The following is a 25484-nucleotide window of genomic DNA, read 5'->3' on the forward strand; positions in this document are numbered from 1 at the left end:
CTCGGGACATAGCGTTTGGGTTAGCTGGTGCGAAGGGCGGCAAGCAGCCCCTCCACCGGTTGAAACCGAATCTCAAGTTCGGCGAGCAACACGCTCTGCATATCTTTGCGAAAGCCGGCGAGCCAGGCCTGAGGCGCGCCGCTTTCTCCGGCGGATTCCAACGCGGCCGCTGCGCGCTGCCGCTCGAAATGCGCGCCGAGCAGCGCGGGCACGCCGGCGAGCAGGCTGCGCTCGCGCGCGCCGAGTGCCTGCTCCATCACGGCGTCCACCGTCGCGAGGCGCGCGAGCGCAGGCGCACGGGCGGCCAGCGTGGCGCGCAGACGGGCGCGCAGCGTGGCGATGTCAGTCTCCATCGCCTGCTGCAGGGCGAGGTAGCGCTGGCGGAAATCCGCGAAATCGGCTTCCACATCGGCAGGCTGGCTGGCGGCCTGCGTGCGTCGTCCGTCGCGCCGCGCAGGCGCGCCTTCGCCCACGATGGCCTTTCTCAGCGTCGCGCGCACGCGCTCGCTCTGGCTTTGTTCGGCGCTGGCGCCTATGCGCGTGGCTGGCTCGCCGCCCGGCGTCTGGACGCTCAGCGCCGTCGAAAGCGCGATCGCGTCCGTCCAGCAGAGCCACTGGCTCAGATGGTCCGAGATCGATTGCCGGGATTCGGGGACTTCGGCGTCGCCGAAGCGGGCAAGTAAGCGAACGAGCGTCGGGCCGCTCAACGCGAGGCGCTGCGGGGCTAGCACTTTTCCACCTGGGCAAAAAACCCGCTAGTTTACACGCCCGCGAGGGGGCGGCCGGCATCGGCCGGCATCGGCCGTCTGCCGGGCGTCTGAATGTGATGGCGCAGCGGGCCGTGAAAGCGCGGCGCCCGCGGGCGCGAGGCCGCGCCACACGGGGGCTTCAGGCGCCTGAGCGGTTCAGGCCTTGGCGCTCTCGGCCAGGATCTGCTGGATCGCCTGCTCGAAGGTTTCGACGGGCTGGCCGCCGCTGACCAGATACTGCTGGTTGAAGACGATCGCCGGCACGGACTGGACACCGGCCGCCTGGTATTCGTGCTCTTCTGCATGCACCTCGTCGGCATACTGGCCGCTTTCCAGGACTGCACGCGCTTTATCTGCGTCGAGCCCCACGGACTGCGCCGCCGCGACGAGCACCGCGTGGTCGCTCGTGTCCTTGCCCTCGCCGTGATACGCGCGCAGCAGCGCGAGCTTGAGCGGCAGCTGCTTGCCTTCGATGCCGGCCCAGTGCAGCAGACGATGCGCGTCGAAGGTGTTGTAGATGCGCTCGCGCGGCCCGAACGTGAAGCCGACGCTCGCGCCGCGCTCGCGGATCATGTCCTGCGTCTCGGCGATCTGCTCGGGCGTTCGGCCGTACTTCTTGCCGAGATACTCGAGCACGGATTCGCCGCCCGGGCCCATCTGCGGATTGAGTTCGAAGGGGTGCACGACGATCTGTGCATCGACGGTGTCGCGCAGCCGTTCGAGCGCGAGGTTCAGCGAAGAGAGGCCGATTGCGCACCACGGGCACGCGATGTCGGAGACGAAATCGATTCTGAGCGGTTGTTTCATGGCTTTCCTGATCCGGTTGAACGCCGGGCAACTGAGGCGCGGTGCAGCGGGGGTGCGCAAGCAGCGTGCGCACCCGGCGCGGATGATTCGTCAGTTCATTCGTCCATCATACGGGCTTTGACCTTCTTGCCCTTGACCTTGCCCGCGTTGAGCTTGCGCAGCGCGTCGCGCGCGATGCTGCGCTCCACGGCCACGTAGGTCGAAAAGTCTGTCACGTTGATCTTGCCGATCTGCGAGCCGCTGAAGCCGGCTTCGCCGGTGAGCGCGCCCAGCACGTCGCCGGGGCGGATCTTTTCCTTGCGGCCGCCGAGGATCTGCAGCGTTTCCATCGGCGGCAACAGCGGCTCGTTGCTGGCGGGCTTCAGTTCTGCGAGCGGGCTCCACTCGACTTCGCGCTTGAGCGCCTGCTCGATGCCGCCCACGCGGCCCATCTCGTCCATGCTTGCGAGGCTGAGCGCCCAGCCGTCCTGGTCGGCGCGGCCCGTGCGGCCGATACGGTGCACGTACACCTCCGGGTCGGGCGTGACGTCCACGTTGATCACGGCTTCGAGTTGAGCAATGTCGAGGCCGCGCGCGGCCACGTCGGTCGCCACGAGCACCGAGCAGCTGCGATTGGCGAACTGGATCAGCACCTGGTCGCGCTCGCGCTGGTCGAGCTCGCCATGCAGCGCGAGCGCGTGAAAGCCCTGCGCGCGCAGCACGTCGAGCAGGTCGCGGCATTGCTGCTTGGTGTTGCAGAACGCGAGCGTGCTCACGGGGCGGTAGTGGTTGAGCAGCATGCCCACGGCGTGCAGACGCTCGTCTTCCGTGACTTCATAGAAGCGCTGGCGGATCTTGCTGTCGTCGTGATGCTCTTCGAGCTTGACTTCCTTCGGGTTCCGAAGGAATTGCTGGCTCAGCTTCGTAATGCCTTCGGGGTAGGTCGCCGAGAAGAGCAGCGTCTGGCGCTCCTTGGGGCATTGGCGCGCCACGGTGGCGATGTCGTCGAAAAAGCCCATGTCGAGCATGCGGTCGGCTTCGTCGAGCACGAGCGTATTGAGCGCGCCGAGCGCGAGGTTGCCGCGCTCCAGATGATCCATGATGCGGCCCGGCGTGCCCACGACGATATGCGCGCCGTGTTCGAGGCTCGCCGCCTGCGGGCGCATGGGCGTGCCGCCGCACAGCGTCAGCACCTTGATGTTCTCTTCCGCGCGTGCGAGACGGCGGATTTCCTGCGTGACCTGGTCGGCCAGTTCGCGCGTGGGGCAGAGGATCATGGCCTGCACATCCTGACGTCGCGGGTCGAGGCGCGAGAGCAGCGCGAGCGAGAACGCCGCCGTTTTGCCGCTGCCGGTCTTGGCCTGGGCGATCAGGTCGTGGCCTGCGAAGGCGATGGGCAGGCTCGCGGCCTGGATCGGCGTCATGTCGACGTAGCCGAGGCGCGTGAGGTTCTCGAGTGTGGCGGGTGCGAGCGGCAGCTCGCTGAAGGGCTGGGCTTGCGTAGGAGTGGCTTTGTTTGTCATGACGGGGTCTCGCGCCGGACGGGTGAGGGCGACGCGGCCGTTCGGTAGAAGTGGCGTCGATGCGGGTGGTGCGCTCGCGGTGCGCGCGCGTTCCGGGATTTTAACGGATGCGCGCGCTCGCGCCCGCGCGCGTGCCGCGTGAGGGGCGCCCACGAGCGCCTCAAAGGACGCCGAAAATCATCGGTTTGATAATCGCGATTTCGCGCAATAATAATCGCTGTATATAGCAATAATGCACGCGCGCGATAAGACTATGATCGTGCTCATAAAGTTTCATCGGCCGCGAAGATTTTAATCTCGCGAAATCGCCTGCAATTAATCCACTTTTCACAATAATCGAATTTCCGCGCTGAAGCGGGCGTCGCGTCCTTGCCACACGGCCTATCCCGGCCGATCTGCGCATTACTCCGTATTTCCCATTCGCCACAATGACTTACGGATTATTATTCCGATATTTCCAGATTTAGCAAATAACTGTTACAGCGTTTGCCAAGACGATTTAAAGCCTTTGACACGTAGACTTCGCCCGGGATTGCCGGTGTGGCTCCAATACCCGGAGCCGCGTCAGCGCGGTCTGAATGTCATAAGGAAAGTCATGAAGAATACTTTGATTATCGCGGGCGTCCTCGGCGCATTCGCAGCCTCCGCTCACGCACAAAGCAGCGTTACTCTCTACGGCGCACTGGATGCGGGTATCGTCTACGCGAACAATGCAGGCGGCCACGCCGCATGGAACCAGGGTAGCGGCACCGTCGGCGACACGTACTTCGGCCTGAAGGGCAGCGAAGACCTGGGCGGCGGTCTGCATGCGATCTTCACGTTGGAAAACGGCTTCAACCTGAACAACGGCAAGGACACCGAGAGCGGCACGATGTTCAACCGCCAGGCGTTCGTCGGTCTGCAGAGCGACCGCTTCGGTACGCTGACGCTCGGCCGCCAGTATGACTCGATGGTCGACTACCTGGCACCGCTTTCGGCAACCGGCAGCGGCTACGGCAACAACCTCGCGGCTCACCCGTTCGACAACGACAACCTCGACCACTCGTTCTCGATCAAGAACTCGGTCAAGTACCAGAGCGTCAACTACCAGGGCTTCAAGTTCGGCGGCCTGTATGGCTTCAGCAACGACGCCGGCCAGTTCGCGAACAACCGCGCATGGAGCGCAGGCGCATCGTACGGCAACGGCCCGCTGAACTTCTCGGCTGCCTACCTGCAGATCAACAACACGCGCACCGGTAACACGAACGGCGCGAGCTCGGCATCGAACGGCAACAACTTCAACCTGTCGGCTCAAACGCAACGCACGTTCGGCGCAGGCGCGAACTACAACTACGGCCCGGCAACGGTTGGCTTCGTGTGGACGCACACGCAGTACCAGAACCTGATCGCCGGCGGTCAGGGCGGCACGACGTTCTCGATCCCCACGGGCACGAACCTGCACCTCGACAACTTCGAGTTGAACGGCGCCTATGCACTCACGCCGGCTCTCGCCCTGAACGCGTCGTACACGTTCACGGACGGCAAGGTCACGGGTTCGAACGGTTCGGGCGATCCGAAGTGGCACACCGTTTCGCTGACGGCTGACTACTCGCTGTCGAAGCGCACCGACGTCTACGCCGGCGCCGTGTATCAGCACGCTTCGGGCGAACTCGGCGACGCTGGCGCGAACGTTGCGATGATCAACACGCTGTCGCCGTCGACCTCGCAGAACCAGGTCGCCGCAACGGTGGGTCTGCGTCACCGCTTCTAAGCATCGTTGGCTCGCTCCCTCGCGGAGTGACGCAGCGCGGGCACCCGATCGGCCGGTCGGGTCCCGCGCTGCACGCGGGCAAGCTACCCAAGGCCCGCGGTTTCATCCGCTTTCTACCTGAAGCACGACCGGTTCGCGGTGCGTGACGCGTTCATGAGGCGCGCCACGGCTGCGAACCGGTTTTCTTTTGTGGCTCAGAATTTCGCAGCCGCAGCCGCCGGTGCTGCGCTCACAGTTGCGGCGACGTCATTCGACACGTCTTCCGACGCCCCACGCACCCGCGAAACCCACAACACCGCCACGCACGTGAGCGCTGCGGCGATCCAGCCGTTCTGCCCGAAGCCGATGATCGCGCCGTGCGCGCCATTCGTGAGCCACTGGCCGCCCAGCCACGCGCCGATGCCGGTGCCGAGCGCCTGCACCGCGCTGTTGGCGCTCAGGAAGGCGCCGCGCCGCGCGGGCTCGGGAATCGTCGTGAGCAATGCCTGCATCGGCACCATGCGGCCCGACATCGAGATCATGAACAGGGCGAAGAACGCCACGAGTGCGAGGAAAGGCAGCGTGGGCAGATGCGTGACGAACAGCACCGGCACGAGCGAAACGAGCGCCATCACGCGGAACACGCGGCGCTTGCCGTAGCGGTCCGCGAGACGGCCCACCGCGCGCGAGGTCACGAACGTCGCCGCGCCGCCCGCCATATAGAGCCACGAAAGCTGCTGCGGCGCGATGCCGTGATTGCCGACGAGCATCGGCGCGATGAACGGGATCACGAGCATATGGCCGGCCATCATCGTGAAGGTCAGTGCAAAGGCCTTCAGGTGACGCGGCAGCGTGAGCAGTCGCCAGAGGTTCGGCAGCACTTGCGCGAGCGGCGTGCGCTGGCCGAGGTGCTCGGTGAGCGAGGGCACGACGCGCGAGCCCGCGAGCCAGATCGCAACCGAGAGCACGACGAGCAGCATGAACGGCGCGCTCCAGCCGTAATGCGCGCCGAGCAGCACGCCGGCCGGCACGCCCGCGATCGCGGCGATGGAGAATGCCGTCATGATGATGCCCGTGGCCGCGCCGCGGGAATCACGTCGCTCACGATCGCCATCACGATCGAGCCGAGCACGCCGCCGGTGAGACCCGCGAACGCACGCGCGGCGAGCAGCAGATGAAAGTTCGTGGCGAGCGCGCAGGCGAGATTGGAAAGCGCGAAAAGCGCGTAAGTCGCTTGCAGCAGGCGGCGGCGATCGAAGCGGTCGATATACGTCGCAGCAAGGAGTCCGGATAGACCCGAACAGAGCGAATACGCGGAAACGGCCGTCGCGAACGCCGCGGGCGTGATCGCGAACGCGCGCATGATCTGCGGTCCGAGCGGCATCATCACCATGAAATCCATGATGACGGTGAACTGCGTGAGCGCCAGCAGCCAGAGCAGGGTGCGTTCGCGCAGCGATGTGAGAGAAGTGGTCATGTATTGGCTTCGAGCCTGAACGTAAAAAGGCGCGGCAGTATTGCCGCGCCAGCGAGATCGATCAGTCGTCGATCGTTTCGTGGGCCCCCTGCGCGCCGCGGCGCCAGTAGGCGCAAGCGCGAATGCGCTTCTTGTCGACGCCGCGTTCGTTGCACAGATGCGCGCGCACTGCGCGGATCGCCGAGGCTTCGCCGGCAGCCCAGACGTAGCCCTCGCCCGGCGGCAGCCACACTTCGGACACGCCGTCCACGAGCGGGTGCTCCGACTCGCTTTCGTCGCGATAGCACCACGTGGCGTAAAGATCGGCTTCGGTGGGCAGCTCGATGCGGGCCGCGCGATTCGCCACTTCGACGACCACGGCTACACGCGCGCCGGCCGGCAGCTCCGTTAGGCGCCGCTGAATGGCGGGCAGCGCCGTTTCGTCGCCGATCAGCAGATGCCAGTCGAAGCCCGTGGGAATCACCATGGAGCCGCGCGGGCCGCCCACGCCGAGATACTGGCCGGCCTGCGCCTGTGCCGCCCATGCCGTTGCCGGGCCGGCTTCGTGCAGCGCGAATTCCAGATCGAGTTCGTTGGTTTGCGTATCGAAGCGGCGCGGCGTGTAATCGCGCGCGGCAGGGCGCTCGACGCCTTCGGGGAACACGATGCCGTCAGGGCCAAAAGTTGGCAGTACTGGCTTTTCTTCACCGGCGGCGGGAAAGAATACCTTGATGTGATCGTCGAACGACGCCGAGACGAAGTCGCTCAGATCACCCGTGAGCGTCACGCGGACGAGCGAGGGCGAGAGCGCCGTGACGCGCGCCACGCGCAACAGTCGGAACTTCAGCGGGTGACGCACACGGACGACTTCGAGTTGGGACGGGTTCTGCATGTATGGCTCCGATGATGTTGGGGTGGCGCGGCGTGGAAGCGGGTTGTCAAATGTCGCTGTTGTCGCTGCCGGTTTCGATTTCCTGGGTGGCGCGCGCAAGAATCGCTGCGATGCGGCGCTGTTCCTCCGGCGCGGCGTCGGTGCGACGCAGCAGCGCGCGCTTGAGCGCGCGGCGCGCCTCGATCAACTCGCGCACCCAGGCGCTGCCTTCGGCCGGATCTTCGCCGGCCATGGCGCGGCGCATGACTTCCATCTTGCGGCCGAAGTGCGTGAGCTTCGCGAGGATCAGGTCCGCGCGTTCGCGGTTGGCCTCGAGGTACGTGCGGCCTTCGGGCGAAAGCTCGTAGCGCTTGCGGTTGCCTTCGAGCGTCACGCTTACATAGCCCAGTTCCTCGAGGTACGTGAGGGCTGGATAGACCATGCCGGGGCTCGGGCTGTAGAAGCCGTTCGAACGTGCGTCGAGCGCCTTGATGAGTTCGTAGCCGTGGCTCGGGCGCTCGGCGAGCAGCACGAGCAGCATGAGTTGCAGGTCTTCGGACGTGAACTTGCGGCCCCGACCAAAACCGTCGCCGTCGCCGAAACCGCCGAAGCCGCGGCCGAAACCGTCGCCGAAGCGGTCGCCAAAGTCGCCGGGACCTTCGCCGCCGCGATGGCGGCCCATTGCGTGGCGCAGCGCGTGAAGCGCCTGCATGGCTGGGTGGCGGCCGCCGAAGAAGTCGCGCGGATCGCGCGCGGGATGGCCGTGACGGCCATTCTGACCAAAGTGCGAATGGTGGCGCATAGGGCCTCCTTGTCTGGTGAGTGTCTTAAAACATGTTTTAAGATATATATCGTAAGAGTGTTTGTCAAACAGAATATTTGGGGCTATCGGCGCTTGCGGATTGCCGCAGTGGCCGGCTCGCCATCCGGCGTGGCAGCGTGACGTTCGTTCCCGTTGCCAACCCGAAGGCATTTCGACAGCGGACACGGGGAGGTCAGCGCAACCTGAATCGCGATCTACGCGAGAAGAGCGCTCCTATGGACTATGAGGACCACATCGGCAACCACTTGTCCTCGCTGATGCGGGAGCATGACATCCTGCTCGACCTCCACTCGTTTCGCAGCAAGGGCGAGCCGTTTATCTTTCTTGGGCCACAGAACAACGATGGCATGTTGGAACCGTTCCACCATGCGGAGGCAGAGGGTTCGTTCGCGGCAGTTTTGGGGCCGTCAATCGTCATTCACGGCTGGCTGGAGATTTACGCGCGCTTTCTCGAGGTGCGTGCACGTCACGGATATCCGCGCGGCCCTGTCTCAGAGGGCCGTGGAACGACCGAGTACATGGCGCAGTTGGAGGGTTCGGCGTGACGGTCGAGTGCGGAACGCACGACGATCCGAAATCGATAGACATTGCCTATGCTGCGATTGTCAATGCTCTCTCCCTGGGTATGGGTACATTGCCTGCCCATTTCGACACCTCCCGATAAAAGGTTAGGTGTCCGTTTTCACGGGTAAATCTCGGACTACCGCTCCACGTGGTCCGCAGCAGATTTCGCTTGGCTTCAGTCAATAGCGGCGGAACTCATAAAACCCGCGTTCCTGTCTCGTTCTGTTTCGCCGATACGTTGCCTGTGCTTTCCCTGCGCCCATATTGGCGAGGCGAGCAATTCATGACCCGCTTGAACGCTGTGCTGAATGAATTCTCTGATTCATACCCCAGCGCCCGCGCAATTTCGGCAACGGAGTCACGGGAATGCCTCAGCTTGTCCGCGGCGAGCGTCATTCGCCAGCGCGTCAGATAGTCCATCGGCGAGAGCCCTACGAGTTCCTTGAACTTGAGCGCGAAAGCGGTGCGTGACATGGCCGCTTGGCCGGCCAGGGTCTGCAGGGTCCATTTGGTGCCCGGTGCCTCGTGCATTGCATTGATCACCGCGCGCATGCGCTTGTCGGCGAGAGCGAAAAGCCAGCCGACTCCATCGCTCCGCGCGTTGGAAAGCTGCAGCCGCAACGCCTGCACCAGCACCATTGTGGCCAACTGCTGAGCAATAATGCCTCCCCCCGGTTGCCGCTCGCGCAATTCCTGCCTCATGCGCTCAACACACCATCGCAACGTGGAGAGGCCCGGCTCGTCCCGGACATGGATGATAAGCGGGAGCATGTTCAACAGGAGATCTGCCTGGCCATCGGCCAGCGTGAAATAGCCACCAATGCTCAGAAACTCGCCGCCCTCGTTGTAGGTCACGATACGACCGTCCTGCACGTTCGGTAGGAGCGTGCGGAAATCGATTGCTTCTACAGCCATGTCGCTTGCGATTCGAAAGGGCCTCCCTCTCGCAAGTATGAAGCACTCCCCCGCAATGACTTTCACGGGCTCAGGTTCGCCATCTACGAGGACCCAGCACTGGCCCGAAAGAACAGCGTGAAACTTGATGCCGTCGTGTGGACCGAATCGCACGGCCCAATCGCCGCTCGCATCGAAGCCGCCGGACACATAGCTGCGCAGCTTCAGCAACGACAGTACATCCGATAACGGGTCCGTCATAGACAAATTCTGAACGATTGAATGCTAATTCGGTACTTTAGAACATAGATCGTCCGGGTTCAATGCCGTAGCCTGTCCCGGAAACGAAAGAGGAGGTTTGCGATGCGAGTATTTGTTACTGAGGCGACCGGTTGGGTTGGCTCCGCCGTCGTCCGGGAACTGATTCAATGTGGGCATCAGGTCATCGGTTTGGTTCGCTCAGCATGGGGCGTCGAGAAGCTCGCCGCCGTCGGTGCACGGTCACTCGTCGGTGCCGTAGCCTGGGCTTACCGCTGGTTTCACCCTCTGCGGGGGAGGCCGCCGCGCATTTCGGATGGTTTGCACCATTCGTGGCAATTGACGCGCCTGCTACAAGTGATTGCACGCGGGCGCTTTTGGGCTGGACGCCTGAGCAAGCTGGCCTCCTCGCCAATCTGACGCAATCCGATTATTTCGGCATCGGATCGGCCGCGTCCTCCCACTGAATTTACACCGAAGGAGCCCGGAATGCGGGTTTTTATCACGGGAGCCACAGGCTTCATAGGCTCTGCTACCGTTCGCAGTCTTGTCGCCGCCGGCCACGACGTTACCGGACTTGTACGCTCGGCGAAGGCCGCCGCTTCGCTGGAAGCCTTGGGGGCTCGAGCTTGCCGCGGGACGATCGAGGACCTCCACGTCCTGCGCCAGGCTGCGGCAACTGCGGATGGCGTCATTCACACCGCCTTCTTTCACGCGCTATCGCAAGCCAGCCTCGGTATTCGTGCGCGCATCGTGTTCGGCGGTCGCCCAACGAATATCGTCGAGCGATTCACGACTGCGGCCGTGGGAGCAGAGCGGCGCGCCATCGAAACATTCGGTGACGCACTGGAAGCAAGAAAAGGCTCGCTAGTCATCGCGTTTCCGACGATGGCGATGGCACAGGGGCGTCGGGCACTTGAAACTGACTCCGCCGATGCCGGTGCGGTGGGCGGGCGCAGGGCGCAATCCGAAAAAGCGGCATTGGATCTCGTCCGGACCGGCGTGAGCGCCACGGTCGTTCGGTTGCCGCCGTCGGTGCATGACGAGACCAGGCTCGGGCTCGTCACGCGGTTGATCGAGATCGCACGGAAGAAGCGGATTTCCGCCTATCCAGGGGATGGAGGCAACAGATGGGCTGCCGTGCACCGGCTCGACGCCTCGCTGCTATTCCGGCTCGCGCTCGAAAGCGGCGAGGCGGGGGCCCGCTATCACGCTGTGGCCGAGGAGGGCATCCCGTTCCGTAACATCGCCGAGGTAATTGGGCGCCATCTTGACATCCAGGTCATGCCTTTGCCAACTGAAGATGCTGCGAAGCATTTTGGTTGGCTTGCGCCCTTCGTCAGCGCAGATAACCCGGTTTCCAGTCAGGCCACACGGGAGCGACTGGGCTGGGAGCCGCGCCATCCGCAGTTGATGACAGACCTTATGGCTTTCTTGCGCGACGTACGTCGTTAACGTCTCTCGTGCTCCGGACACAGCATGGAGGCACCAACCCTTGATTGCCGTGTAGGTGCAAACGACGGGCCGCCGAAACGGGCTCCACAACAACCAGGAGTAGTTCCGATGCGTTTGACCAGAGTGGCGCCGCTAGCCGCGGCTCTTTTCATCGCGTTCGCGCAGTCGGCACAGGCTGAGCGTGTCGACAGCGGCGTGCCGGGGATGCTCTTCGAGCATGACGTCCCTGTGGCCATGAACGATGGCGCAAAGCTGAGCATCAACATCTATCGTCCGGACAAGCCCGGTCGTTATCCGGTGCTGATGCTGATGGGCCCTTATGGCAAAGACACCAGCATGGCCGATGCGCCCGCGTACAAGACGTCGTGGACCAAGCTCATCGCGAAGTATCCGGACCTGTGCAAAAAGTCGTCTTGCCGATATATCCGGTTCGAGGCTCCCGATCCGGAGCGCTGGATTCCGAATGGCTATGTCGTTATCCACGCCGACGTGCGGGGCGCCGGCGCATCGCCAGGTGTTCTCGATCCTTTTTCGCCGCGCGAAACGCGAGACTACGCGACACTGATTACCTGGGCCGCGCATCAGCCATGGAGCACAGGCAAGGTCGGTCTGCTCGGTACATCGTACCAGGCAATCAACCAGTATCAGGTCGCCGCTCTAAAGCCCGAAGGCCTCGCCGCGATCCTCCCCTGGGAAGGCGCCTTCGATCAATATCGCGAGATCGCTTACTACGGCGGGATTCTCAACGTGGCGTGGGAGTTCTGGTGGGAACATCAGGTCGTGCCTAACCAGAACGGTAATGCCGGGACACCGCTGGTCGATTCCATCAGGGGAGGCAAGGACACCGGCTTATCGCTTTCGCAGGAGCGTCTGAAGGACAACCGCATCGATCCCGTCGGAGCCTTCGCCAGACATCCGTTCGACGACGCCTGGTATCACGAGCGCACACCGGACGGGCGCCGCATCACGGTGCCGTTGCTCGACGTCGCCAACTGGACCGACTGGAGCACTCGAGGTTATCTTGCGGCGGACAGCAAGCAGAAGTGGCTGCGCATCCAGACCGGCGACCACTTGACGCCCTTCTATTCGGACGAGGCGCTGGCGCTGCAAAAGCGCTTCTTCGATCATTTCCTGAAAGGCATCGACAACGGCTGGGACCAGGAGCCGCGTGTCGCCGTGCAGGTCAGGCGCCCAGACGGCACGACATGGCGAAACGAGAAGGCGTGGCCATTGCCTGATACGAACTGGGAGCCCTACTACCTGGACGCAGCGAGCGGGTCGATGGATCCGGCGCTCGAAGCCGCGGCGCCAGCTGCGAAATCCTGGCCGGCGTTACGTGAAGGGCTGACATTTACGACCGCGCCATTTACGAACGAAACGGAGTTCACTGGTCCAATCGCTTTGCGGCTGTGGGTCAGTTCCTCAACGGCAGATATGGACATTTTTGCGGCAGTTCGGCTCCTCGATCCCGACGGCCGTGATGTCACTTTCATGGGAAACAGCGATCCGAACGTACCGCTCGATCTTGGCTATCTGCGGGTCTCGCACCGTGCTGTAGACTTGGCGAAATCCACTGCCTGGCAGCCGGTTCATCCGCACCTTGCTGCCGCGCCGATGACTCCTGGCCAATTGTATCCGGTCGACGTGGAGTTCACGGAGCCGACGAGCATCGTAATTCCCAAGGGGTACCGCGTGGCCCTGACGATCCAGGGGAAGGACTTCGGCTATGGGCCCGGTGCGTCCACCGTGCACGCGAAAGACTACGATCTTCCGGACTACAGCCATTCCGGGCTGTTCTTCGCCGCTCATCCCAATCGCGATCCCGCACTATACGGTGGAACGGACACTGTCGTGACAGGTAGCAAACATGCATCGTACCTGTTGTTGCCTCACATCCCGCCTCGCAGCTGAGTCAATATCGTGGCGGCCTCATTCATTCCATATTTTGCCGTTTTCCTGACCCTGCTCGTCGGTGCATCCCTTTTGATTTCCACCGCGTTGACAGGCGTGCCGACGCTTTCATCAAGGAGACCGGAAGTGGACGACATTGTCGCATTGCTCAAGCATGCGCGGCTGCCAAAGCACGCGTTGATCGTCGATCTTGGAAGCGGGTGGGGCGCGCCCGTCATTGCGTTGGCGCGAGCATTCCCCGAGGCGTCCGTTCAGGGCATGGAGATATCGTTATTCCCTTATCTCGTATCGCGCCTGAGAACACACCACTTGCCTAACGTGTCGCTGAAATGGGGGAATTTCTTTCATAGCGATCTCGACAAGTCCGATGCAATCGTCTGTTATCTAATGCCGAGCGTGATGGCGAAGCTGGGCGATTTTCTCGACAAGGCTCTCAAGCCAGGAACCTTCATCGTTTCCAACACATTTCTCTTCCGGGAGCGCCGGGTGTCGGCCGTTCGCCGGAGCGGATTACGCGGGACCGTCGCCCTCTACATTTGGCCTGGTCGTCATTGAACGGTCAAAGACGGCGACGTCAGCGCTCGGGTCTGAGATGCACGTTCAAGGCCACGGGGATGCTGAAAAACACAGGCATCTTCTTCTCACTGCGCGACTTCCACTTGTCAGTCACGGATCGACACGTCATTCATCCAGGCGACACAGCAACTGAGCCGCCACGATAACGCATCGTTGGCAACCATTTTCGAACCGGTAAGGAACCGGTAAGTCGTGTTGCTGTAGAGTCACTCCCGCCTTGGACACTGACGTTCCGTGAGCGAAACCTTTGCCTGTTCGACAAATGTTGCTCTTTGGCTGCACTCTCTCCCGGGCGGCGGGGGAAGCAGAAGTGGCCACTAGCCACGCCGATACGGAAAATCTGCTGTTGCTGCCCTAAGGCGACCAGTGCGAATCACGGGGCTTGTGTCATTGAACGCTCGCTTCAACGCCTGGTCAATGCAACAACAGCCCAGATTTTCTGGGCGCCGCTGCATCGTCAGTTGGCAGCGTCATCTCCGCGAGTAGTAAGTGATTCACCCCGGAAACCAGATTCGGCCGAACAATCAGTTCAAGTGAGTTCATTTCATGTCGCGAGTTGCAATCGTTGAAGACTCCGAACGTCTTGCCGATATGGTGAGACAGGCCCTTGCCGGCGTGGGAATCGAGGTCGACCAGTTTCGCAACATCTCCGAGGCGACCTTTGGCCTGCGCAAGGCCGACTACTCGGTGATGATTCTCGATCGAGGCCTACCGGACGGCGACGGACTGTCCTTCCTGAGTGCACTGCGTGCTGCAGGTCAGATGACGCCATGCCTGATACTGACCGCGCGCGATGCCTTGCACGATCGGGTGGACGGTCTTGAGAGTGGCGCGGACGACTACGTGACCAAACCATTCGCTATGAGCGAGCTGGTTGCGCGGGTGCGTACCCTCATGCGCCGGCCAGTGGTGCTGAGAGCGCTTGACGCGTCATTCGCGGACGTTACAGTGGATCCGCGGCAACGCGAGATGTCCTGCGGTGATCTGTCGGTCACGCTCGCGCCCGCCGAACTGCAGATCATGCTTTGTCTGATCGACGCTGCCGGGCGAACGGTTCGGCACTCGGCACTGGAGCATGCCGCATGGGGCCTGGGCGATGCAGTAACACCAAATGCGCTGGAAGTGACCGTGCACCGGTTGCGCAAGAAGCTTGCCTCGATCAATGCAAGGACACGGCTGGTGAACCATCGCGGTGCGGGATTTGCCCTCGAGAAAATCTCCGGGTGACGCCGGCCGCTGGCCGTCATTGACGCTTTGGTGCGGACTGGAAACATCGACGATGTCAGCTTCGCGCTGGTCGCGGCCTCACGAGAACCGGTGCGCTGACTTGCGTTCGCAAGAGTGATACGCGAAGGGGGTTATGTTTTCCATCCGGACGCCAGCGGCAAGCGCGCACACGTGAACCGAAAGGTTGACTGCGTCACATCGCCCTCGAACCCACGATGTAAACATTCAGTCTGCAATCCGTCTCGCGGCATTGCATAGCCGTTCTAAATTGGGGGCTTCATGCTCAATCACTGGATCCGCAGTCTGTCAGCGCGGCTGTGGGTAACGACGATAGTCGCACTTGCACTCAGCTTGACTGCGCTCGCTGGCGTGGTTATCTATGTGTTCGATCACTATCCGGAGCAAACGCTGGGCCGACACGAGATGGCGGAGAACGTCCATAGGGTAATGAATGGAATTAGATTCGATAAAGCGGGCCATCCCCGTTCTGTAGACCTTCCTGACAATGAAGCGTGGCTGTTTGAGGTCGTGCCTACCGAGCTCAAATACCGTGTGCTGGACGGCCAGGGTCACGTCCAGCTGGCCTCAACAGGAGCAGAAAAGGATGGCCCCTGGCTGACCGATGACCTTTCTCGAGCCGTCGGCAAAACAGTCCACCTGGATATCAATGGAAGGCGGTTCTCCGTCGCCACGCAGGAGGTGCTGCGGGGACAATCTGTGTTCTATGTTCAGACCGCAACCAGCACACGTTTCATCGAAACGCTGGTCAGTTCAAAGGTCAGGCCGATTCCAGCCACGGTCAGGGTCATTTTCTTCGTTGCGGTCGTGATTTTTGGCCTGACACTGCCCCTTACCATCGGCCGGGTGCTCAAACCTCTGCGGGATGTATCTGAAGCGGCGGCGCAGATAGCGCCTCAAAATCTGAAAACTCGCCTTTCGGCCAATGGCATTCCGACCGAGATCAAGCCGTTGATCAACGCATTTAACAAGGCGCTTGACCGACTGGAGAACGGCTTCAAGGTCCAGCAGCAATTTCTTGCAGCGGCGGCGCATGAGCTCCAAACGCCGCTGACATTGATCCGCGGCCAGATCGAGCTGCAGCCGGAGATCAGGCAAAAGGAGCTTTTATTCCGCGAGATCGACCTGATGTCGCGGCAGGTTCGACAACTTTTGCATCTTGCCGAAGTCAGCGAGACACAGAATTTCGAATTCGCCGAAGTTAGCACGGCCAATGTTGCGCAGGATGTCGTCGCGTACCTGGCCCGCAAGGCTGATGGCAAGCAGGTGAGGCTGCGTATCGAGGAGTTTGACTCGCTACCGACAATCCGCGCCGACAAAAGCGCGTTGTTTATCCTCATCAAGAACGTTGTCGAAAATGCGATCAATGCGTCGCCAGCCAATGGCACTGTGTTGGTAACGATCAACGGGGTATCGATCGAGATATGTGATGAGGGTCCAGGCATACGGGTGGACTATCTTCCGTTTCTGTTCGAGCGGTTTTGGCGTGCCCCCGATGCAAGTCATGATGGCGCTGGTTTGGGGCTGGCAATATGCAAGGAAATTGCGCTGGCGCATGACTGGCGGTTGACAGTGCGCTCTCTTTCGATTGGGACCCGATTCACCGTTTGGTTATGAGCGAATTCCGCTGGAAACCGGCGTAACGGTGCGGGGTAACGGCGCCAGGTAAAACGCGGATTCGAACGGTTTCAAGATTGCGTTTTTTCCCCGCCTTTTTGGCAATCGCATTTTCGCTGCTTTCAGGCATCGTTGCTGGCGCTCAGCACTAGACGAGTGGTGCGGAGATGACCGCGTGGCATTCGGCACATTCGAGGCTGTTATGGCGGGTGACCAGGGCAACCGTCCGAGTCGAGCCAGTTTCTGCCGACCGCATTGGGCAGTGGCCGACATCGAGAGCAGGAAAAATGCTTCACCGGTTGCCGCGCTGATCTGCTTGGCTCGGCGTCGCAACTTGCTCAAGTGATGCTTGACGAGTATTCGCTCACGCCGGTCCGGTCGTCCAAACAAGAGGCGCGCTGGAATGATGCGATGGAAGCTCGAATACGCCTGCGGACAACGGGCATCCCACCGCCTGTCGAAGTTACCAAAGGAGGCCACTTACGTTGACTGATCGGTAAGTATCCGGTAAGCGATTCCTGGCAACAATGCGCGTCAACTACTCCCTAAAGCTTCAATCCATGAAAGGCAGCACCCTGACGACGATACGTGCGAATGTTGCGCTTCTCTCGATATCGACAAGTATTGCCATGGTCCCGTGCTTCGGATTTGCGGCGATATCTGACCTCCTTGGTGACGGTATGCCGGACTGGTGGTGGCAGGCATGCACTGCTGCCGTCACTCTGGTCATCATGGCGATGTTCAGATGGGGCGCCAGACGCGCTTTCGATGCCGCAGTTCGTGCGAGGAAGGTCGGGCCGGAAAATGAAGCCGACCACGCGGTCTACGTCCCGGATGACTGTCGTTGTGCCTGGCTCGTTCAGCTGCATTTGGAGTTGCATGGAAGGCGCTGTGCAGACTGACTCGCACGTGTACAGGAAAGGCCGACACACGATCTTTACCGTGCCGGGTCACGAATCTTCATCGCCCGCGCAAGGCAGGCAATAGGAACGAGACGATAAAACGGACTGCCGTTCAGCGGCTCCTGTTCATTCTTGCCTACGAATTGGTTACGAAGTCAGTCGTGGCCCGGGTGCACTGGCAAATACCATTTCGGGCGATCACGAACAGATCACGCTGGCCAGCTTGAAACACTGCTTGGATGGTTTTTCATTTTTCCGGAATTACGGCTGGCCGCGAGACACATTGTCTGCCTTCTGTATACCCGTTACCGGAAATGCTAGCGGCCGATACGGATCGCAGAACGCGCCTTATTACCCATTTCTTTTCGCATTTTCACCGAGGACGTCATTCGCAATTGGAAACGGTGCTTTGCAGATTGCGCATGGCACGGAACACGGCAGGACTCCTGCCGCTTGAGACTATTGCGCCGCGTGAAGCAGGCCTCGTCGCGCATCGTGACGACACCGGCAATCCTGACGTCGATTCCGACTGGCCGGTTGCCAGTGTACGGGCCAATCAAGCTCGTACCCGCTGTGGATCAAAACGAACCACTCGCACGCGGGTCGGCTGAGCGTTATGTCGCGGGGTACGCCAAGCACCCCGCGGCTCTTGTGTAGCGAATGGAACGGCCGGACTACAGCACCACGCTTAAATATCGATTCCTCGTGCGGGGCGGATTCAAGTTGACTGCCGCAAAGCGATGACCATCGTTGGCGTTTCTATCTTTCTCATCGCCTTTTTTATCGCCTCCTCCCCACGGGCCCGGCAAATCCACGTTCGCACTTTTCATTGGTCGTTCTATCACTCGGCTTCCGTGTTCTGACCGGAGCGCCTGCTCGCGCAGTCAACATCTTTCGTCTAGTAAGTGATGAGTAAGTCGGCCCGTCCTACAGTCGCTTCCGTCTTGGCAATCCACTTGAGGAATGACAATGAGAAAAACGATCTTGCGTAAACGACTGTTGCTGTTGGCTATCGCATCAGCCTTTCTGTCTTCAGGCGCGGCGTGGGCAAATGGTGTCAGCGCGCAGCCACCCGAAGCGGAAGACAGCGGCTTCACCGTACTCAGCAACGCGACGAACGTGACACATTGGGGTCTGGGTGCCGCAGTAGGAATCGAGTCGTCGCCCTATAGGGGAGACAGTACCCGCGTCGCACCGATTCCGCTGATTTCCTTCGATAACAAATGGCTGCACGCCTTCGGCACCAGTGTCGATTTTAAGGTCGGTAAGTGGAGCAACGTGACCTTCACGCTGCGCGGCAAGTTCGACGTCTTCGGTGGTTACAGGGGTTCCGACGCGCCGATCCTTAATGGAATGGAGGATCGAAACGGTACATTCTGGTACGGTCCGGCACTCGCATGGAAAACCGCGTTCGGTACACTGTCAGCTGACTATCTGCTTGGGGGAAACAAGGGGCAGATGGTCGACCTTCAATACAGTAAGTCGTTCGACCTCGGGCACTGGTCGATAGAACCGCACGCGGGCTTCGATTGGCTGAGCAGCAAATACGTCAATTACTATTATGGCGTGCGACCGTCCGAGGTCCGGGTGGGACGCCCCGAATACGCAGGTAAGGCCGCCTACAACTCGTCGATCGGCACGCAGGTCAACTACAGTTTCACGTCCCATCAAATGGTAAGTTTCGATGTAGGCGTATCACACCTCAGCAGTGGTATTACTGACAGCCCGATCGTGGGAAGACGGTACATTCCAACGTTCAAGATCGGCTACCTGTACCAATTCAAATGAGCATATCCGACGAAACAAACCGCCGCGCTCGCCATTGCAACCAGTCGCAATTTATTTCCGAGGGAAACTTCGGCTGCTTCTTTCGAACGGCGCGAGGAGATCATGGGAGTCCCGGCCGGGCAACGCGCAATTTACCGCTTTACTGGTCTGGAACATGGCATGTATCTGCGCCGCTATCGGAGCAGTGCATGCATTGGTTGCACAATGAAGCCGCGATGTACGCCAAGCGATTACCGGCGGATTACGCGCTGGGAACACGAGTTGGTACTAGAAGCCGCGCAGCGAAGACTGGACAGAATGCCGAATGCGATGACAACGCGAAGGCGGACTGTTGAGCACGTGTTTGGGACGTTCAAACACTGGATGGGCTACACGCACTTCCTGACTCGCCGGTTTGCCAATGTGAGTACCGAAATGAGCCTGCATGTGCTGGCATACAACCTCAAGCGCGTAATAGCGATACTGGGTTCTCGAAAGTCATAAAGGCCATGAGGCTGGTGGGTGCGTGAAGCACCCAAGGTTCCTCGTATAAGCTGGCGTGGTCTGCAGCGAGGCATCGAAATTACGCCAGCATTCCTGGTCTACCGATGGGTTGCGAGAAGGCAGCATGGAATATGCGCCTGCGGACTCCGTGTTTCGCGTTTCCATACAGCCTCGACCCACAACGGCCGTCCGAACTCGTGTCACAACGATGGCGGCTTTCGCATAAGGAGCGGTCACCACCGAGCTGTTCCCGAGCGGCCTGCGATAAATAGATCAACCGGAAACCGCTGGCGACCTCGGGATACAGACGGTGAAGCTTGTCCCGTGCTCGGTCGATTCAACACCGATAGTTCCGTCATGCGCTGTGGCAATGCGCCTGCAGATGTAGAGGCCAAGGCCCATGCCTGCAGCAGTCCCCTCCCGATTGTGAAGGCTCGCCCTTGTCATCGGATCAAACAGCGTAGGCAGGGCGCTTTCCGGTATCGGATTGCCTTCGTTCGAGACAACGACAGTCACGTGTCCATCGTGACCGGCAGCTTCGACGGCCACCTCGCCCGATCCATAGCGCACGCCGTTCACCAGCAGGTTGACGACCAGTTGCCCGATACGGGTTCCATCCCACGTGCCTCGCAGGTCGCCCGCGAAACGCGGCCGAATGACTGCGTTGGGGTAGGAGGCGCGCACCTCATCCACCGCATCGCTGCAGATGCGCCCCATATCCTGTGGAGAGAAACTGACCGGCAACATGCCACCCAGCCTGCCGCGTGTGAAAACGAGAAGGTCGTCAATCATCTCTTTCATGCGCATTGAGCTGCGTTGTACGTTCGCCGCAGCTCTCAGACTGGTTGGAGACAATTCGTTGTCGTGCAGCAGAAGTTGCGCTGAGTTCAGGATCGCGCCAAGGGGTGAGCGCAGGTCGTGTGCAAGCACGCCGGCAAAAAGGTCCCCAATGCGCCTCGTCTGTTGCGCATACCGCCGTACCGATTCGCTGAGCATCTGATCAATGGCCTCATTGAACCGGATCATTTCCTGAAAAGCCTCGGCACCGCCGGGCGAATTTATCTGCCAGCGGCGCAGCACCGTGGCGCGCAGCGCACGGAACTCCGCCACCACGTCGTTGATCCCGAATCCGTGTGCAAGGCGCTCTTCCGCGTGCAGATAAGCCACTTGATCGAACCCGGATTCCGAGCTGCCTTCACTATGACGCGACTTGGCTTCCTGCTGCGCCGCACTTTGCATGCTGCGCATATCGGCCGCAATGCCTGCCAGGATTTGGGCGGCTGAATCACGTAACTGGCTCTCGGACAGGTGAGTGCCCTCATGGCTGATCGCAAGGGCGTATGTGGCCCAGTCGTCTATCAGTCCCTCCAGATCGGTTTCAATGAAGTCCGCCAGGCTCATTTGACCTCCATTGGGTACGCGAGTTGCTATTTCCTCTATGGCATTAGAGGCGACGCGGCCAGCTCAATGGTCCCGTTGTCGACCCTATTGAGCTCAATGCATCAACCATGCCCGCTTTGAATGCCGTCGCAACTTGAAACCGCGCGCTGGACAGTGCGCAACCTCCTCCCCCCGACGACTGCGTGCGTCGCGTTCTGGTCGTGGATGATTACGGTCCCGGTGCCGAGGCCGTTTCCGCCTCGCTCACGGAGGCAGGATACGAGGTTCGATTTGTGCTTGATGGTCTGGCCGCACTGGAAACCGTCAGGTCGTGGATCCCCCAAATCGCGTTGTTGGACATCAACATGCCTGAGATGGACGGGTACGCGGTTGCGCGACGCCTGCGCGCGGAAGATCTGACGCGGCAAACGATCATTGTAGCTTTTACTGCCTTGGATGAACCTACCACGCGTCGGTCGGGCGTCGGTGCGGGCTTCGATGCATACTGCCAGAAAGGCGCCGCGCCAGGCCCTCTGTTGCGCCTGCTTGAGACGCTCGCTCAGTAGACCGGTGTTGTGGTCGACCTTGTAATCGTCGGCCACCGGGTATGTCAGGGAGAACTTCTGACACCTTTGTATAAAACCACGTTGACACCCTGTCAGCGACGTCCCGGCTGCCGTATGCTTAGCCGCGAACAGGAGAGGGCCATGACTCAAAAGGCGCGAGAGCTTTATCGGAGCGCGAACGGTGACCGTTGGTCGCTCGTCCACGAATACGATTCTGGCCGGGTTTTCGTCCGACATGAGCCCAACCTCTCGTCAGGTGGCCGGCCGTCAGACATCTCAATTGGCGACTTCCTTGTTCGAGATGGCGAAGGGCCGGAGCATAGCGAACTTCTGCGCCTGATCGGGAAACTGGTGGAGACGCCAGCCGATTACTAGCGCTTACTGAGGACGAGGCGTTCTCGAATGGCCAATTCGCGGCGCATGCGTCAAACTGCTGGAGACTATCGAGTCGATATTCGGTGCTGATGCGCAAGACGGGGCCCAGGAATAGCTCTGTCTGAATCCGGTCTACACGGACAGAGGCGCACATAAAATGAAACGATGCATGAATCGCCCGCTGAGTATCATCGGTGTCTCGCTGTGCTCCTGACAACCGCTTTTGCTGCTTACGGACCTGATGCTCGACTAATGACCGTACTCAACATCAACATCACGAGCGCTGAGTGCATTGGGTCGGGAAACAAATATGGAATCAGTCCACGGGACCGAGTAACACGTCGATTGCAGCTTGACCGGCGATTTCGGCTACCAGATAGGCCCATCGCTCAGTAAAAGGGCCATTGCGCAACGGGATGCGGCCTCCCCGCGCGCCGAGCACTTCGAGGTTTGTGGCGCCTTTTATCTGAAAGGTCACGTCAAAGGTGTCCTCATCAGCAGCCGGAGTCAGTTCGACCTGAATCTCGAAGCCGCGGTACGCGATCGTTCGGTGCATGAAAGCCTCCCTTTCGTCATCGGAGCCTACCATGAGTCACCATTGGACGGCTTATGCAACTATTGGGCTAGGTAGTCACGCATGCGCCACCATACGCTCGTCAAAATCTGCTTATCGGGACGTTCAGGACCGCAACTACCGATATGGTCAATCAATGCGCCCCGATTGTCGGTGATCCACGCGAATGTGCCGAACCTCCGCAAGTGGCCGTTACTGCCTTGGCAGTGAGCGTATGCTTTCCACGCCTCACGGGGGACCCATCGGCAGCGCGCGACCCGAAAGGGAATTTCACATTTCTCCTGTAGCTGCCACTCCCAACCGGCCAACTCTGTCAGCTTTCCGCGTGGCGACACTCCACATCAGTTGATTTTCACGCCGGGACCAAGCTAGGCGCGTATGCTGGGAATGCCAACTTGTCACGTAACGCACCAGGAGCGATACCATGGCCAAGAGTCAATTACGCAGCACTCGCGAAGCGAAAAAGCCCAAGCAGCCCAGGAAGCCGTCAGTGCCGGCAAAGCCGTTCAGCACGGTTCATTCGCCGGCTGCGAACGAAGTTGTCGCCAAGTAAAGGACGTAATCGCTGGGCCGCGGACAGGTGGTCCAGTGGACACACGTAACTTGTAACGTTCAACGCTGACATCTGCGCGTTGAAAGCGCAAACCGCTTCGGGAGGCGCATCATGATCCATCACAACGCAGACCCCACTTTTCGCGGGCTTCCGCTCACGGCCGAGCAAGATTCGGAAATCCGTCACTACGTGAACAGGAAGGCCAAGCTGGGCAAGCCATGGAATACTCCCGAACTGCGCGGGATGCTTGAGGACATGCTGCTGCCGCCAAGTACCGACGACGACAGCCAGAGCGATATCTCGGGCGACGCGTCGACCGCCGCAGAGCGCGCAGCCGCGTTCGTCGATCAGGACATGGAACCAATTGAGGCGTATGAGGAATTGCATGCCGCGATGGAAGCCGAAAGCATGAAAGGCGATCGGCACTAGAGGGAGCGCTCCGCGCAGGTTGAGCAGTTAAATCGGTCCATCAAAGGCGTTGAGCGAAGGACGACACATGGCACTCAGCCTTTCCAACCGCAGCCGCAGCAATGATGTGGGCCGGCATGGCGTGTGGTTCTCGGGATAAGCATGTGCAAAGGCAGAACTTGCCGCTGTGGCGGCCAGGACCTTTTCAATTGTTACCGTAACGCGCCCCGTTGAGCAGATCGGTTACGGGACTCAGAAGCTGTCCCGGCCCTCGCCATTGCCTGCCGTTCGTGTCGCGCCCGCCGAAGCAAGCTTTCATCCTCGCGGTCAATGGCGGTTGTCGGACGCGAAGCCGACATCCACACGTCCGCCTAACAATGGTTGCGAGTGACGCCTACTGGCCCGACTACTGCCTGATGCGTCTTGCATCGAACGGCAGCACGTCATCGCTTCGCGAGCGGTTGAATCCGCCGCCATGACCGGTCATCCAGCGTCGTCGGCTAAATTCCGAACAATTTCCGCAATCATGGGGCGTGTGTGGAAATCGGATCAACACACGCTCGACCATGCTTCTGAACATCACTGCTTGATCGTCCAGTTCGTGTTGTGACTTCGATCTCATTCGGTTCAAGAACTCAGAAATTTTGCCGTTAATTGCAGAGATAGGGCCGAAACGGAAGGTATGATTCGGCCAATCACAATTCATAATTCTTGGCGACACCAACATCGATCATGAAGGCGACAATGCAGCTGCCATTTTTCCGCATCACGTTCTCTATCGCCTTCCTATGTCTCAGTGGCATTAGTCAAGCAGCACAGTCCGCTGATCCGCTATCGACACTCCCTGCCGATCCTCAACAAACCACGCAACCGCAGTGGGTCAAAGCGGTACCACCATACCCCTTAACACTGTTTTCCAAAGCTGAAGTGGATTTGAACTCCGTTAAGCAAGGTGACAACGGTCAAATAACTGCTTGGGAAAGAGACACCTACGAGGAACTGCAGCAGCCTTCAACTGACTATGCGTTCCAGATTGGTGAAGCTCATTATTTAATCGATTGCAATGATGGAAAATACACGTCTCTAGCAGTTAATACAAGAAGAGCGAATGGAGACTTGGTTAGGTCCGTCCCAATGCCCGAGTCCGTACAAAAATACGTGGCCGACGTCCCGCCTGATTCATTGATTAGTGCCGAAGTGACTCTCGCCTGTGCGCAGGCACAGAAGAATTGGCCTATTGATCAACACTATGATTTGCACATTAAGCCCAAACACGTTGCCACGATCACACCTCTTACATCACAAGAAAAAGAGAAAATAGGTCAAGCGATAGCCCAGCGGAAGGAAACCGACAAACGTAATGCCCCCGTCGCTGAACCACTACTGACCGCACAAAATGGAAAAAACGTATGCCACACGATGAACGGAGTTGATGGAAACCCGTCTTCCTATGAATTGTGTGATGCACAGGCCATGTTCTCGCATGACGTCTATAGCGTTCGGACCGGAGGAATTATTTTTCTTCGAGGAATCGATGACGATACGACCAAAGGCATTGACGGTGTGTTCTATGGTAGTCCAATTCGACTCCAATGCGAGCCGGTCAATCAGTTGGCAGATGGTGTAACGAATAAAACTATAGAAGGTGCCATTCAGGCCGATAGGATGTCGTCGAAAAAAATCTCGTTCGATGATGAAGTGAGGTTCGCGATACTGACCAATGTAGTCGAGATCGGGAGGCATTGCACACTGAGCAATACGGAGGGCGTCATGGCAAAGCTTGACGTTGTTTCTCCATAGCGAAGCAAGTTGTGGCAACAGGCGTCTTGCGCGGATGTCCGTAGTTGAGAAACTGGATGTCTCTTGTGGGTCCAGAGTGTGTGGAAACACCAACTTTTTCCGGAGGTGAGCGGTAGGCAATCAGATCGATCGAGTTCGATACGCCGAATTTGCGCTAATCGGACGTCGCGAGTACAACAAAGCCCCTCGGGGCTTCAG

The 25484-nt window shown here is 60.0% G+C and carries 21 protein-coding genes and 2 pseudogenes; 14 read left to right on the plus strand and 9 right to left on the minus strand.

Translation table 11 applies throughout. From position 1 onward, the window contains the following. Positions 1-20: 20 nt before the first annotated feature. The 3 genes from AB4Y36_RS32180 to dbpA all read right to left on the minus strand — a co-directional run bounded on the left by AB4Y36_RS32180 (position 21) and on the right by dbpA (position 3058). Positions 21-731, minus strand: coding sequence for a DUF3348 domain-containing protein (locus AB4Y36_RS32180; protein ID WP_368685144.1), 711 nt, complete (start codon positions 729-731; stop codon positions 21-23). A 174-nt stretch (positions 732-905) separates the two neighbouring features. Then, on the minus strand, positions 906-1556 hold the full coding sequence (locus AB4Y36_RS32185) for a DsbA family oxidoreductase (RefSeq protein ID WP_069266005.1): 651 nt from the start codon (positions 1554-1556) through the stop codon (positions 906-908). A gap of 95 nt (positions 1557-1651) precedes the next feature. Continuing rightward, on the minus strand, positions 1652-3058 hold the full coding sequence (gene dbpA / locus AB4Y36_RS32190) for an ATP-dependent RNA helicase DbpA (protein ID WP_069266004.1): 1407 nt from the start codon (positions 3056-3058) through the stop codon (positions 1652-1654). 595 nt (positions 3059-3653) lie between these two features. Here dbpA and AB4Y36_RS32195 point away from each other — a divergent pair. Next, positions 3654-4808, plus strand: a complete 1155-nt coding sequence (locus tag AB4Y36_RS32195) for a porin (protein WP_069266003.1) — start codon at positions 3654-3656, stop codon at positions 4806-4808. Between the two features lie 194 nt (positions 4809-5002). Here AB4Y36_RS32195 and AB4Y36_RS32200 read toward each other — a convergent pair. The 3 genes and pseudogenes from AB4Y36_RS32200 to AB4Y36_RS32210 all read right to left on the minus strand — a co-directional run bounded on the left by AB4Y36_RS32200 (position 5003) and on the right by AB4Y36_RS32210 (position 7826). Further along, positions 5003-6264, minus strand: a pseudogene (locus AB4Y36_RS32200) (MFS transporter). Between the two features lie 61 nt (positions 6265-6325). Continuing rightward, positions 6326-7135: a siderophore-interacting protein gene (locus AB4Y36_RS32205; protein WP_069269396.1), complete on the minus strand. Its 810-nt coding sequence runs from the start codon at positions 7133-7135 to the stop codon at positions 6326-6328. Between the two features lie 46 nt (positions 7136-7181). Next, entirely contained in the window at positions 7182-7826 is a 645-nt protein-coding gene (locus AB4Y36_RS32210; protein ID WP_256095117.1) for a PadR family transcriptional regulator, read from the minus strand. 227 nt (positions 7827-8053) lie between these two features. Between AB4Y36_RS32210 and AB4Y36_RS32215 the strand changes: the two genes are divergently transcribed. Next, positions 8054-8482, plus strand: coding sequence for a succinylglutamate desuccinylase/aspartoacylase family protein (locus AB4Y36_RS32215; RefSeq protein WP_368685145.1), 429 nt, complete (start codon positions 8054-8056; stop codon positions 8480-8482). 214 nt (positions 8483-8696) lie between these two features. On the opposite strand, the gene AB4Y36_RS32220 is transcribed toward AB4Y36_RS32215, so the two are convergent. Then, positions 8697-9656 carry an AraC family transcriptional regulator gene (locus tag AB4Y36_RS32220; RefSeq protein WP_368685146.1) on the minus strand — a complete coding sequence of 320 codons (960 nt, stop codon included), beginning with the start codon at positions 9654-9656 and terminating at the stop codon, positions 8697-8699. A gap of 486 nt (positions 9657-10142) precedes the next feature. Between AB4Y36_RS32220 and AB4Y36_RS32225 the strand changes: the two genes are divergently transcribed. From AB4Y36_RS32225 to AB4Y36_RS32255, 7 genes and pseudogenes are all read left to right on the plus strand, one after another. Then, entirely contained in the window at positions 10143-11108 is a 966-nt protein-coding gene (locus AB4Y36_RS32225) for an SDR family oxidoreductase (protein WP_368685147.1), read from the plus strand. 108 nt (positions 11109-11216) lie between these two features. Continuing rightward, positions 11217-13019: a CocE/NonD family hydrolase gene (locus AB4Y36_RS32230; RefSeq protein ID WP_368685148.1), complete on the plus strand. Its 1803-nt coding sequence runs from the start codon at positions 11217-11219 to the stop codon at positions 13017-13019. 9 nt (positions 13020-13028) lie between these two features. After that, on the plus strand, positions 13029-13574 hold the full coding sequence (locus AB4Y36_RS32235) for a methyltransferase (protein WP_368685149.1): 546 nt from the start codon (positions 13029-13031) through the stop codon (positions 13572-13574). 567 nt (positions 13575-14141) lie between these two features. After that, entirely contained in the window at positions 14142-14822 is a 681-nt protein-coding gene (locus AB4Y36_RS32240) for a response regulator transcription factor (RefSeq protein ID WP_368617808.1), read from the plus strand. Between the two features lie 279 nt (positions 14823-15101). After that, positions 15102-16457, plus strand: a complete 1356-nt coding sequence (locus AB4Y36_RS32245) for a sensor histidine kinase (protein WP_368617809.1) — start codon at positions 15102-15104, stop codon at positions 16455-16457. A gap of 1871 nt (positions 16458-18328) precedes the next feature. Next, the gene (locus tag AB4Y36_RS32250) at positions 18329-19147 is read left to right on the plus strand and encodes a MipA/OmpV family protein (protein WP_368685150.1); all 819 of its coding nucleotides are present in this window, start codon (positions 18329-18331) and stop codon (positions 19145-19147) included. A 111-nt stretch (positions 19148-19258) separates the two neighbouring features. Continuing rightward, positions 19259-19630 (plus strand): annotated as a pseudogene (locus AB4Y36_RS32255) (transposase); the annotation flags it as partial. Positions 19631-19903: 273 nt separating this feature from the next. Here AB4Y36_RS32255 and AB4Y36_RS32260 read toward each other — a convergent pair. Next, the gene (locus AB4Y36_RS32260) at positions 19904-21031 is read right to left on the minus strand and encodes a sensor histidine kinase (RefSeq protein WP_342950152.1); all 1128 of its coding nucleotides are present in this window, start codon (positions 21029-21031) and stop codon (positions 19904-19906) included. Positions 21032-21231: 200 nt separating this feature from the next. Here AB4Y36_RS32260 and AB4Y36_RS32265 point away from each other — a divergent pair, with 200 nt between their 5' ends. Both AB4Y36_RS32265 and AB4Y36_RS32270 read left to right on the plus strand, forming a co-directional pair. Continuing rightward, positions 21232-21576 carry a response regulator gene (locus AB4Y36_RS32265; protein ID WP_368685151.1) on the plus strand — a complete coding sequence of 115 codons (345 nt, stop codon included), beginning with the start codon at positions 21232-21234 and terminating at the stop codon, positions 21574-21576. 141 nt (positions 21577-21717) lie between these two features. Then, a complete protein-coding gene (locus AB4Y36_RS32270) occupies positions 21718-21951 on the plus strand; it encodes a hypothetical protein (protein ID WP_069262046.1) in 234 nt (77 codons plus the stop codon). A 316-nt stretch (positions 21952-22267) separates the two neighbouring features. Here AB4Y36_RS32270 and AB4Y36_RS32275 read toward each other — a convergent pair whose 3' ends face one another. Continuing rightward, the gene (locus tag AB4Y36_RS32275; RefSeq protein WP_069262402.1) at positions 22268-22507 is read right to left on the minus strand and encodes a hypothetical protein; all 240 of its coding nucleotides are present in this window, start codon (positions 22505-22507) and stop codon (positions 22268-22270) included. Between the two features lie 442 nt (positions 22508-22949). Here AB4Y36_RS32275 and AB4Y36_RS32280 point away from each other — a divergent pair, with 442 nt between their 5' ends. From AB4Y36_RS32280 to AB4Y36_RS32290, 3 genes are all read left to right on the plus strand, one after another. Then, positions 22950-23078: a hypothetical protein gene (locus tag AB4Y36_RS32280; RefSeq protein ID WP_256094484.1), complete on the plus strand. Its 129-nt coding sequence runs from the start codon at positions 22950-22952 to the stop codon at positions 23076-23078. Between the two features lie 111 nt (positions 23079-23189). Next, positions 23190-23507 carry a hypothetical protein gene (locus AB4Y36_RS32285; RefSeq protein ID WP_069262045.1) on the plus strand — a complete coding sequence of 106 codons (318 nt, stop codon included), beginning with the start codon at positions 23190-23192 and terminating at the stop codon, positions 23505-23507. Between the two features lie 711 nt (positions 23508-24218). Further along, positions 24219-25286: a hypothetical protein gene (locus AB4Y36_RS32290; protein ID WP_368685152.1), complete on the plus strand. Its 1068-nt coding sequence runs from the start codon at positions 24219-24221 to the stop codon at positions 25284-25286. Positions 25287-25484 lie beyond the last annotated feature (198 nt).

This window comes from Paraburkholderia sp. BR10936 (assembly GCF_040965735.1).
Taxonomy (GTDB): Bacteria; Pseudomonadota; Gammaproteobacteria; order Burkholderiales; family Burkholderiaceae; genus Paraburkholderia; species Paraburkholderia nodosa_A.